Origin of the sequence: Pseudoalteromonas haloplanktis ATCC 14393 (assembly GCF_000238355.1) — a bacterium.
GTDB classification, from domain to species: Bacteria; Pseudomonadota; Gammaproteobacteria; order Enterobacterales; family Alteromonadaceae; genus Pseudoalteromonas; species Pseudoalteromonas haloplanktis.
Map to the genome: position 1 here is coordinate 124,742 of NZ_AHCA01000012.1, position 12,272 is coordinate 137,013.

Genomic DNA, 12,272 nt, shown 5'->3' on the forward strand with positions numbered 1-12,272 from the left:
ATTTAACCATTAAATGAGTCACTTAAAAAATACAATGAGATAAAAAGCAAAAAGCCCGCACTTTTCGCAAAGTACGGGCTTTTTAAGGGGTATTAACCTTAGAAGTTAAATTGTGCAGCTAAACGTAAGTTAGTACCTTCGCCAACGGTGACATTATTGTCACCACCACCGCCTAGGTAGTCTGTATCAAATAAGTTTTCTACATTAAGGCGTAGGTTTATATCGGTATTGCTAACATTAAACTTATACGTTGCACCCACATCAACACGCGTGTATGCATCTTTAGTGATGGTGTTGGCGCTATCTGCGAAGCGTTCGCCTTCATAAAACGCACCTGCATTAAAAGCAATGGCATCGTTTAACTCGTAACGAGTCCAAAGCGAAGCAGACCATTTAGGGACATCTGTAGGGCGAGCGCCTCCTTGAACATATTCAGCATCAAGGTACATAGTAGAAGCCATAACAAATAAACGGTCAGTTGCTGCACCTTGCGCACCTAGCTCAAAACCTTTATGACGTTGTTCACCGGCTTGTGTTGTGATTGTTTCAATATCACCCACTGGATTATCTAGTTGCTCGGTGATCAAGGTGCCTGTTTTACTGATATCAAATAATGCACTGCTTAGCATTAAGCGGTCATCAAACAACTGCCACTTGATACCAATTTCTTTTTGTTCAGAAGTTACTGCGTCTAACTTCATACCGTTATTGATATCACTTTCATTAATTAATGTATCACTGCTTTGTGGTTCAAAGCCTTCAGAATAGCTTCCATATACAGTAGCTGACGCATTTGGATGATATAACACTCCAAATTTAGGTACGAAAGACTCGTTATCAGCGCCTTCTTTGTTTTGTTTATCAAAACGGCCACCAAGTGATACTTGCCACTCTGGTGAGAAAGTAATTAAATCTTGGAAGTACACGCCGTAAAAATCATACTCAGATTCACTTTTTGTCGGATCTGATTTGTAGCTTATGTCTGGGCGCGTTGGCTCAGTTTGGCCTGCTGAATAAAAAATCGAATCACTTGAAGTACGTAATTGTCCGTAGTAGTAATCAAGAGAGTTGGCGCCAATTAATAATTGGTGCTGAACGCCTGCGGTTTCAAACTCACCGATAAAATCAATAAATGCGGTTGTAAACTGCCAATCGTCAAAACGGTCATAAGGGCGTGATTCATAGCTATCGCCTTCCATAAAGTCTGATGGTTTACGTGCAGCTGATTCAAAGCGTTGACGCTCAAACGTTTGCTCGTTGTAGCCAATATTTACTTGCCAGTTGTCAGATAAGAATACTTGAAAATCCACACCAAGGTTTTCAACTGTAATATCAGTAAATGCCCATGACATATCGCGAATGGTTTTATCATCGCCAATTACATTAGCATTGTCATCAATCCATGCACCTGTATCTAGGCCTGCTTCATCATCGGTGCGATCGTAGTGGAAACGGACTAAGGCATTATCAGTGATATCGTAATCAACCACTAACGCACCTAAAAAACGGTCGCGTTCACGGTTTTCACCATTTTGGTATTCGCGCCAGTAATCAACGTCTTGTTTTACTAAAATACCACGAGCACGTAAATCCTCAGCCTCGGTTAGCGCGCCGCCAGCATCAACCATAAAGCGTGTTGAGCCATGCTGATCAACATCGGCACTGGCATTAAATAATGTTTGCGCAGTTGGTTTTTTGGTGACCATGTTCACTAAACCACCAGGGCCCGATTGGCCATATAAAATACTTGATGGGCCTTTAATTACTTCGACTTGCTGGAGTATTTCAATCGGTTGCTGGTAATGTGACCAGTGCTGGTGGCCGTCACGTAAATAGCCAGTTGATGAACTCAGCTCAAAACCACGTAGATTAAATACTTCACGGTTACGTTGCTGTGAACCTGCAGTCAAGCTGGCATCGTTGGTTAATACTTCACCGAGTGTGGTTGCTAATTGCTCATTGACTATAGTGTCGGTGATTACAGTAACTGATTGTGCTGTTTCTAGTAATGAAGCTGATGTACGCATTGCCCCTGATGCATTATCTACTTTGTAATCATTAAAGTAGCTTCCTTTGACTTCAACTCGTTCAAGGTTGTCGTTGTTTTCTGCTGCGCTTGCTACGCTCGCAGAGGCGATCAGGGCAAGATAAAGTGGACTTAGTTTCATTAATGCTTCCAGCTTAGTGAATGTAAAAATAGGTACGGATCTTAATGAAAACGACTTTTATTTACAATGCCTTTATTGAATAATTTATAATAAAAGGTGCTGATGGTTGCAAATGCACAACTCTGCTATCATTAACACACTTTCAGCAGGGGCCTTATCCCTTGTTAATTTAATCAAATTTTTTGTTTTGGAATTAATTGTGACTGCAACTGCTTTTTCATCTCTCGCTTTACCAACTGGGTTGGTAGATAACTTATCAACGTTAGGTTATACCCAAATGACGGCCGTTCAGGCACAAAGTTTGCCGCCTGTGTTGGAAGGTAAAGACATTATCGCACAAGCCAAAACAGGCTCAGGTAAAACCGCTGCGTTTAGTCTGGGTGTACTTGCTAAGCTCAATGTGAAACGTTTTCGTATTCAATCGTTAGTACTTTGCCCAACCCGAGAGCTTGCTGAACAAGTTGCCGTGGAAATGCGAAAATTAGCGCGTGGTATTCACAATATTAAAATTTTAACTTTATGTGGTGGTGTATCAATAGGGCCGCAAATTGGTTCTTTGGAACATGGCGCGCACATTATTGTTGGTACACCAGGGCGTGTTGATGATCATATTCGTAAAGGCACCTTACGTTTAGATGATGTTGAAACCTTAGTGCTTGATGAAGCTGATCAAATGCTTGATATGGGCTTCCAAGATACCTTAGATGCTATTATTGATTGTATTCCTAAGCAGCGGCAAACATTATTATTTAGCGCGACTTTCCCACGTGCAATCGAAGCGATTGCTAAACGAGTGTTAAGTAACCCTGTTATGGTGAAAGTAGAAGAAGAGCAAGAAAAAAGCACCATTAAGCAATACTTCTATAAAATGGATAATAACAAACAGCGTTTTAATACTTTAAAACTACTGTTACTTAAATTCCAACCTGAAAGCTGTGTAGTGTTTTGTAATACCAAAGTTGAAACACAGCAGGTGTGTGATGATTTATCCGCTGAAGGATTTAGCGCAGTTGCCTTACATGGCGATTTAGAACAACGTGATCGTGAACGCACACTTATCCACTTTGCCAATAAAAGTGCCTCTATTTTAGTGGCCACCGATGTAGCCGCTCGTGGTTTAGATATTGACGACATGGACATGGTAATTAATTACCACCTTGCTCATGATCCACAAACTCACGTACACCGTATTGGTCGTACTGGTCGTGCTGGTAAAAAAGGTATTGCGTGTTCAATTTATGGTGACGCAGAACAATTTAAAGTGGCGCAAATTGGCGATCACTACGAATGTGATTTTTTGCCTGAGCAACTGCCTCCATTTAGCTTACTTGAAAAGCCACCATATAAACCGCAAATGGTCACCTTGATGATTGATGCGGGTAAAAAACAAAAAGTACGGGCTGGTGATATTTTAGGTGCGCTAACGGGTAAAGATGGCGTTGCAGGGCGTCAGGTTGGTAAAATTAACGTACTTGATAACGTGGCTTTTGTTGCTGTTGAACGTAACTCTTCAAAACCAGCACTACGTAAATTAACAGAAGGTAATATTAAAGGCCGTAAAATTCGTGCTCGCCGCCTAACTCGTTAATAATCAACGGTTGAGCAGCTTGCCTTAAGCTGCTCATATTCACTCTTTAATTCTTTAAATTTCTCTGTATCGCCCGTTTCTTTATCAGGGTGGTATTGCATTGCTAGCTGTCGCCAGCGCTTTTGTATCTCTTTTAAGCTACATTGCTTACTCAATTTCCAGCGTTGTAATAGCTTATTATGCGCTTTGCTATCAAGTGTTTGTAGCGACGATCGATTGCCTGCAAAACGTTGCCAGAAGTCACAGAGTAATGCTTCAATTTCATCACTGGAAGTTTCGTAATTTTGCCAATCAAGATAATAATCTCTCAGCGGATCAGCATGTTGTAAGGACTGATTGGGGGAGGTATCCGTGAGGGTGATTTGTAAGCTGGCAATCGCTAAATGTTGGGAGGGGTGCAGTTGCTGTTGTAATTGATACAAAGCATTCATGATTAAAAAATTACGTTTAAATAAATCACGATCTGGCTGAATGTCGAGTGAGTCGATAGCGCCTTGCTGCTGTAATTTTAATGCTAAAGTATGAACCATCCATGTGTCTTTCGTTAGAATAAGCTCAAAAATCTCATCTATCAGTGGGTTAAGCATTGTTTGCAGTCTAGTTATTAGTGTATCTTGGCTAAATTATCATAGCTTCTACTGTTAACAAAATTCCAAGGAAAAAATTATGCTGGGTCAGTTTAAGCGCCTATTATTTATTTGCTTGATTATTGTGCTTGGTGTTTTTTCTCAATCAGGTAATGCACAACAACAAAGAGCGCTTTTCGAACAGTTTAAAATTACCGATGAGTGGTCAGAAAAGCAGCAGTTAGCTAATCAATTACTTGCCACACAGCTTTCAAATCAACAACAAGTCACGATTTATTCTGCTTTAGCTGAGCTTGCCTTTGAACGCAAAAATTACCCTCAAGCACTGCATTATTATAAGTTGTTAGAGCAACATAGCTCATTTTCAACACTACCTGAGTTGCACTTTAGAGCAATAAAAATGCAAGGGGTGGTGCATTATTTTCAAGGTTTGCTGCAGCAAGCTGTTATTGACTATAGTCGGGCTTTAAATTTGGCCGTAAATTTAAAGAGCCCAATAAAACAAGCTAACTTATTGAGTAACATTGGCCTCGCATATTTTAACATGCACAACATGGAGCTGGCCTTAGATTATTACCAGCAGGCAAAAACACTTTATGAAAAGGATGGTAGTGCGCAAGATAAAGCTGACATTCTTCATAATATTGCAGGTATCTACATTCGCTTATCTCGCTATGATTCAGCCCTTGAAATTTACCGTGAAGTAGTGGATGTATTCCAGCAGTTAGGCGATGAAGAAGGCGTTGCGCTTTCCTATGGGAATATGGGGGTGGCTTATACGGAATCGGGTCAAAATCAGTTGGCATTGCATTATTATCAACGTGCTTTACGTTATTACCAAAGTGTAAATGATGCTTATCAGCTGTCAGTACAGCATACAAACTTGGCAAATATAAACTTAAAAATGGATGAGTTAGATGCTGCTTTGTATCATGCAAAATCAGCTCAAAAATTTGCTCAACAGATTGACAACCAATCGCTGTGGTTAGCTTCATTGCATGTATTGGCAAAAATACAACTAGTGATGGGTGATATTGATACTGCAAAACAAAACTTAGAAAAATCAATAGAGTTAGCGAAAGAATATAAAGATGAGCTACGGGTTAAAGATGGCTTAGGGATCCAGGCACTATTAAGTGCCGGTGCCGGTGATTATAAGCGAGCTATTCATTTACATCAGCAGTTTGTTGATTATCAGCGTAGCATGACCAGTGAAGAAGTCATGAAAGCATTGAATGTGTTTCAGTTGCAGTTTAAATCGAATCAGTTAAACCAAGAAATTAAGCAGCTTAAGCAAGAGCGCAGTCTACAAGAATTAAAAATCGAAAAGCGTTCTCAATTAACTGTTTTATTGGCGATCGTATTACTGTTGGTCTTACTTTGTGTGGTTGTACTTTATCGCCGTGCGATAGAAAAGAAAGCTAAAACGCAATTAGAGCAGAAAGTTGAGCAGCGCACCCAAGAACTAGAGTACGTAGCACAAGAGCTGCGTGCTGCAAATCAAGTGAAAAGCCAATTTTTAGCAAATATTAGCCATGAAATTCGTACACCACTTACAGCAATTTTAGGGCAAACAGACGACTTATTACAGGGTTTATATCAGCCACAACAGTTACAAACTGAACTATTAGTGATTAAAAAACATAGCGATCACTTAAAAGATTTGATTAATGATGTGCTTGATATCAGCAAAATAGAAGCAAATCGTTTAGATTTGCACACCAGTGAATTCGATCTTGTTGTGATGATTAATGATGTTTACGCGATGTCGAGTATGCAAGCTAAAAGCAAAGGCCTAACGCTGTTATTAGAGAATCAGCTAGGGGCAAGTTACTGGACTAAGTTAGATTTAATTCGTGTGAAACAAATACTAATTAACTTATTAACGAATGCGATTAAATTTACAGAAGTCGGCAGTGTTACTTTGCATGTTAATACTATAGAGCAAGGGGTGTGCTTTAAAGTTAAAGATACCGGTATTGGTATGAACACCGAGCAAATTAAAAATATTTTTGAATGCTTTCAGCAAGGCGATAATACTATAAGTCGTAGGTTTGGTGGCTCTGGATTGGGCTTGAGTCTGTCGCAGCAATTAGCAATTATGATGGGCGGGTACATTAGTGTTGAAAGTGAGTTTGGTAAAGGCAGTGAATTTATTTTTAATGTACCATGTAAAGAATATACTCCAAGACTCGTTAGCCCAGATATCTCCACCCAACCGCCCTCAACACAGCTTACAGGGCGTGTATTGCTAGCAGAAGATCACCCTGATAATCGCAGACTTATTAGTCGTTTTTTAAAGTCAATGGGTCTCGAAGTGATTGCTGTGTCTAATGGTGAGCAAGCGGTTGAGCAGTGCCTAAGTGAATTTCCAGATATTGTGCTATTAGATATACAAATGCCGGTAATGGATGGTTTAAGCGCGTTTGAACTCTTAAAAAAATGTGGCTTTAATAAACCAATTTTTGCGTTAACTGCCAATGCAATGAGCCATGAGATCGATAATTACTTAGCAATGGGATTTACCGGCTACTTAAGTAAACCAATCGAGAAAGAAACCTTCTATCGTACACTGGCATCACATTTAAGTGAGCCAATAATGTTACCGTTAGCTAATCCAGATATTAGTGATTTGGTAAGCAGTTTTATCGCCAGCTTTGATGACGAAATTAAAGCCTTGGCTCAGCACGTTAAAGAAAAGAATTTTATTGAATTACAGCAAGATAGTCATCGTATTTTAGGTGCTGCGCAGATCTTTTCATTAACTAATGTCGCTAAGGCTGCGATGAATTTAGATAAAGTCTTGTTAGCAAAAGATCAGCAACCGACAGATGTACAGATAACAGAGTTAGTTAACCAATTAATCGAGCAATTATCACTACACTTATCTAGCACTACAACGAGTTAATAACTTAACCCGATTATTATTTAAAACGAAAAAATGCCTGTATTAACAGGCATTTTATAATTTCGTAAATGGAATTACTGACGTTTCATTGAATCAAAAAATTCATCATTGGTTTTACTCATTGAGAGTTTATCAATTAGAAACTCCATGGCATCAATTTCAGACATTTCATGAACGATCTTACGTAAAATCCACATTTTTTGTAGCTCATCTGGTTTCGTCAGCAATTCTTCACGACGGGTACCAGAACGGTTAAAGTCGATTGCAGGGAATACACGCTTTTCAGCAATCTTACGATTTAAGTGTAATTCCATATTACCGGTGCCTTTAAACTCTTCGTAGATTACTTCATCCATCTTAGAGCCTGTATCGATAAGCGCAGTAGCGATAATAGTTAAACTGCCGCCCTCTTCAACGTTACGGGCAGCACCAAAGAAACGCTTTGGTTTATGAAGTGCGTTCGCATCAACACCACCGGTCAGTACTTTACCTGATGAAGGAATAACGGTGTTGTATGCACGTGCTAAACGAGTGATTGAATCAAGTAGGATGATGACATCTTTTTTATGCTCAACAAGGCGTTTTGCTTTTTCGATTACCATTTCCGCAACCTGTACGTGACGGCTCGCTGGCTCATCAAACGTTGATGCAATGACTTCACCTTTTACAAGGCGTTGCATTTCAGTTACTTCCTCTGGACGCTCATCGATAAGTAATACCATCAAGGTTGCATCAGGGTGGTTATGAGTAATTGATTGGGCAATGTTTTGTAGTAGCATTGTTTTACCCGCTTTTGGCGGTGCTACTAATAAACCACGTTGGCCACGGCCAATGGGTGATGCTAAATCGAGTACTCGAGCAGTTATATCCTCGGTACTACCATTACCACGTTCCATACGTAAGCGTTCGTTGGCATGTAGTGGGGTAAGGTTTTCAAAAAGGATTTTAGTACGGGAGTTTTCTGGTCTATCAAAGTTGACTTCGTTTACTTTTAGTAATGCGAAGTAACGTTCACCGTCTTTAGGTGGGCGTATCAGACCCATTATAGAGTCACCAGTACGCATACTAAAACGACGAATTTGGCTAGGTGATATATAAATGTCATCAGGGCCAGCTAGGTAAGAGGCTTCTGATGATCTTAAGAAACCAAAACCATCCTGTAAGATTTCTAGTACACCACCGCCAAAAATATTCTCTCCACTTTTGGCGTGGGCTTTAAGGATAGCAAAGATAATATCTTGCTTTCTTAAGCGGGCTACGTTTTCGAGCCCCATGGACTCAGCTAAGTCTACAAGTTCTTTGATCGACTTGTCTTTTAATTCGCGTAAATGCATATTGGTGGGTTCTTTATTACAGTTATCATGCTCATATAATCGAAATTGATTAGTGAGAGAGGTTCGTTGGTAAACTAAGGATTAGTTGGCTTTATAAACTAGCAGGTCACTGGCTAGGCGTCCAGTCTTTATACAAAAAAAATGTAAAAAAAGGGCAAAAAGCCCTTTTTTTCATCTGCATTTAGATGTTGTTTTCTAAAAACTCAACTAATTGAGTTTTAGAAAGTGCACCAACTTTAGTTGCTGCTACTTGGCCTTCTTTAAAAAGAAGTAGTGTAGGGATGCCGCGAATACCAAACTTAGGTGGTGTGCCAGCATTTTGGTCGATATTTAATTTACCGATCACAACACGGCCATCAAATTCATCTGCTACTTCATTAAGAATTGGTGCGATCATTTTACATGGTCCACACCATTCTGCCCAAAAATCAACTAATACAGGCTTGTCTGATTGTAATACGTCAGCCTCAAAGCCGTCGTCAGTTAATTGAATAATTTTCTCGCTCATTGCGCTCTCCGATAAGTTAGGCGAATTATTTAATGCGTATTTAAACACTCTTGTTTCTTATTGCAAGTTTAAACGTTATGCTTAAACGCTATGACTAAGACACATTTGACCGATAAAAAGTTTTCAGACTTTGCTATTGCACCGGAAGTGGTTGCCGGGTTAACCGAAAGTGGGTTTGAATATTGCACACCCATACAAGCTAAATGCCTACCTTTTATTTGTGATGGCCGCGATATTGCGGGTCAAGCACAAACGGGTACAGGCAAAACGTTGGCGTTTTTAACCGCCACGTGCCATCGGTTATTACAATCTAGCAAAGCACCTAGTAAACATCCAAGAGCCCTGATCATGGCCCCTACTCGGGAGCTTGCGATTCAGATCCACAAAGATGCAAAAATTTTAGCGCCACACTGTAATCTTAACTTAGGTTTAGTATATGGTGGCGAAGATTACGAAAAACAACGTGCACAGTTAGAAAAAGGCGTTGATATTTTAATTGGCACCACAGGTCGCTTAATCGATTTATATAAACAAGGGTGTTATACCCTCAATGAAATCGAAGTAGTGGTCCTTGATGAAGCCGATCGTATGTTTGATTTGGGTTTTATTAAAGATATTCGTTATATGTTTCGTCGTATGCCGGATACATCGCAACGACTTAACTTATTATTCTCCGCCACATTATCGTATCGGGTACAAGAGTTGGCGTTTGAGCACATGACAAATCCAGAGCATGTGCAAATTGAGCCAGATGTAAAAACTGGCAAACGTATTGAAGAAGAACTATTTCATCCTTCACAAGAAGATAAGGTTAAGCTGTTATTAACCTTGATTGAAGAAGAATGGCCTGAAAAAGCGATTGTGTTTGCAAATACTAAGCATAGCTGCGAAACAGTGTATGCCTGGTTAAAAGCGGATGGTCATCGTGTTGGTATGCTTACTGGCGACGTTAACCAGAAAAAGCGTCAATCAATTTTAGCGCAATTCAGCAAAGGTGATTTAGACTTCTTGGTAGCAACGGATGTAGCAGCACGTGGCTTGCATATCCCTGAAGTAAGTCATGTATTTAACTTCGACTTACCAGATGATTGTGAAGATTACGTTCATCGAATCGGTCGTACAGGTCGTGCAGGCGCATCTGGTAAAGCAATAAGTTTTGCATGTGAGCAGTATGCATATAACCTTCATGAAATTGAAGAATACATAGAGCACAGCATACCTTTATCGCATTATGATAAAAGTGCATTGCTTGATGATGTAACTAAGCCTACTATTCAAAGAAAACGTAATTATTCAACAGGCCCGCGTAGCCGTAGTAACAACAACGGACGTAGACCCAATAATAGTTACCAAAAAGCACGGTCGTAGTTACGACCGTCGTTATAGTCGTAGTAGTAACTAGAGGTTTTTGAACGGTGGGGCAACTTAAACCGCAAAAAAATGTTTATGCAGTCATTGATTTAGGATCTAACAGTTTCCACATGTTGATCGCTAAGTCAATTGCTGGCGGCTTGCAAACTATAGGCCGCGTTAAACGTAAAGTTAGATTAGCCGCTGGGCTAAATGAAGATAACTTATTGAGCACACAAGCAATGCAACGAGGCTGGGAATGTCTCGCGTTATTTGCTGAACGCCTTCAAGATATTCCGAAACAGAACATTACTATCGTTGCCACCGCTACTTTGCGTTTAGCAACTAATGCAGATGAATTTAAAGTCAAAGCCGAACAAATCCTTGCGCATAAAATTAATGTTATTAGTGGTGAATTAGAAGCACGAACTATTTATAAGGGCGTTGCCCACACTTCATCATGCAGTGGCCGTCAATTAGTTATTGATATTGGTGGTGCTAGTACCGAAGTGGTAATTGGTAAAGGTTTTGATGCACTGCATTATAAAAGTCTTAATATGGGCTGTGTTACTTTTCTTGAACGTTACTTTAAAGACTGCAAGCTCAATGAAGCAAACTTTAATGCCGCAATTAAAGCAGCTAGAGTTGTTATTGATGATATTGCTCCCAGCTATAAAGCAACGGGCTGGGAAATTGCATCGGGTGCATCAGGCACTGTGCAAGCAATTCAAGAAATCATGGTGGCACAATCACTCGATGAGACACTCAGCCTAGATAAACTTAATGAAATTAAACAACAGTCGATAGCCTACAATACAATTGCTGAACTCGATCTACCAGGTCTAAGTGAAGAAAGACGGCTAGTCTTTGTTTCAGGGTTGGCGATTTTAATAGCATTATTTGAAGCACTCGAAATTGATAAAATGGGCCTAGCAGGCGGGGCACTTCGTGAAGGTGTGCTCTACAGCATGATACCTGAATTTCATAACCACGATATACGTAAGCGTACCGTCGATGGTCTAATGAGCCGTTATCATGTGGATCAAAAGCAAGCGAACAGAGTTGCAGAACTTAGTATTCAGCTTGCCGCACAAATCAATGAGCAGTGGCACTTACTCGATAATAATGGCCTACCTTTACTTAAAGCAATTGCGCAATTACACGAGATTGGTTTATTAATTGAATATAAGCAATACCAAAAACACACCGCTTATATTCTTGAAAATACGGATATGCCGGGCTTTTCACAATCTGAGCATAAAATTATTGCTGCCGTTGCTAATGCTCATCGTTCTGATCTACAAAAGAATGTGTTTGCGCATCTAGGCTGTCATGCGCAATTAACACAATATCTAACTCGCTTGATTAGGATCGCAGTGATCTTATCAATGCGTCGCCAAGATGACGTATTACCAGATTTAAACTTAACTGTTCATAATGAAGCTTTAACACTAATATTTGAAAGTGATTGGTTAAAAGCACATCCGCTTATGGCAAGTGAGCTACAGCAAGAGTGTAAACAGCAAGCAAAAGCAGGCTGGAAGTTTATAGTTAAACAATAAAAGGGCTTTTATAGCTCTTTTATTGTATTAAAAAACACCGTTGTGTAGTAAATTTGTTCGAACAGTCAATAAAATCAAAAAAGATCAAAAAAACAGTTGATCTGTTTTTGGATCTCCCTATAATGCGACCCCACTGAGACGGCAAACAGCAACGCATAGCGAAGCACGCTACTCACAGAGTTAAATAAAACTTACATTTAAATCATCGAAAGAAACTTTAAATTAAGTGTTGACTCGAAAAATAAAGGATGTATTATACGCATCCCT

General features: G+C 39.8%; 8 protein-coding genes. 4 read left to right on the forward strand and 4 right to left on the reverse strand.

Going from position 1 to position 12,272, the window contains the following annotated elements:
• Positions 1-98: 98 nt before the first annotated feature.
• Positions 99-2,168 (reverse strand): TonB-dependent siderophore receptor, encoded by a 2,070-nt coding sequence (locus PHAL_RS0118980; RefSeq protein WP_016710018.1) that lies wholly within the window; start codon positions 2,166-2,168, stop codon positions 99-101.
• Positions 2,169-2,367: 199 nt separating this feature from the next.
• On the opposite strand from PHAL_RS0118980, the gene dbpA reads away from it, so the two are divergent.
• Positions 2,368-3,756, forward strand: a complete 1,389-nt coding sequence (gene dbpA / locus PHAL_RS0118985) for an ATP-dependent RNA helicase DbpA (protein ID WP_029216245.1) — start codon at positions 2,368-2,370, stop codon at positions 3,754-3,756.
• Here the strand turns inward: dbpA and PHAL_RS0118990 are convergent.
• Entirely contained in the window at positions 3,753-4,343 is a 591-nt protein-coding gene (locus PHAL_RS0118990; RefSeq protein WP_016710020.1) for a DNA-J related domain-containing protein, read from the reverse strand. The two genes, dbpA and PHAL_RS0118990, sit on opposite strands and share 4 nt — an antisense overlap.
• Before the next feature lie 79 nt (positions 4,344-4,422).
• Here PHAL_RS0118990 and PHAL_RS0118995 point away from each other — a divergent pair, with 79 nt between their 5' ends.
• Positions 4,423-7,251, forward strand: a complete 2,829-nt coding sequence (locus PHAL_RS0118995) for a tetratricopeptide repeat protein (protein WP_016710021.1) — start codon at positions 4,423-4,425, stop codon at positions 7,249-7,251.
• A gap of 74 nt (positions 7,252-7,325) precedes the next feature.
• On the opposite strand, the gene rho is transcribed toward PHAL_RS0118995, so the two are convergent.
• Together rho and trxA are read right to left on the reverse strand one after the other, a co-directional pair.
• Positions 7,326-8,585, reverse strand: coding sequence for a transcription termination factor Rho (gene rho, locus PHAL_RS0119000; RefSeq protein WP_016710022.1), 1,260 nt, complete (start codon positions 8,583-8,585; stop codon positions 7,326-7,328).
• A gap of 181 nt (positions 8,586-8,766) precedes the next feature.
• Positions 8,767-9,093 (reverse strand): thioredoxin TrxA, encoded by a 327-nt coding sequence (gene trxA / locus PHAL_RS0119005; RefSeq protein WP_029216246.1) that lies wholly within the window; start codon positions 9,091-9,093, stop codon positions 8,767-8,769.
• A 90-nt stretch (positions 9,094-9,183) separates the two neighbouring features.
• Here trxA and rhlB point away from each other — a divergent pair, with 90 nt between their 5' ends.
• Complete coding sequence (rhlB, locus tag PHAL_RS0119010) at positions 9,184-10,461, forward strand: ATP-dependent RNA helicase RhlB (RefSeq protein ID WP_016710024.1); 1,278 nt, start codon at positions 9,184-9,186, stop codon at positions 10,459-10,461.
• A 47-nt stretch (positions 10,462-10,508) separates the two neighbouring features.
• On the forward strand, positions 10,509-12,005 hold the full coding sequence (gene gppA, locus PHAL_RS0119015; RefSeq protein WP_016710025.1) for a guanosine-5'-triphosphate,3'-diphosphate diphosphatase: 1,497 nt from the start codon (positions 10,509-10,511) through the stop codon (positions 12,003-12,005).
• The last annotated feature ends 267 nt before the right edge of the window (positions 12,006-12,272 follow it).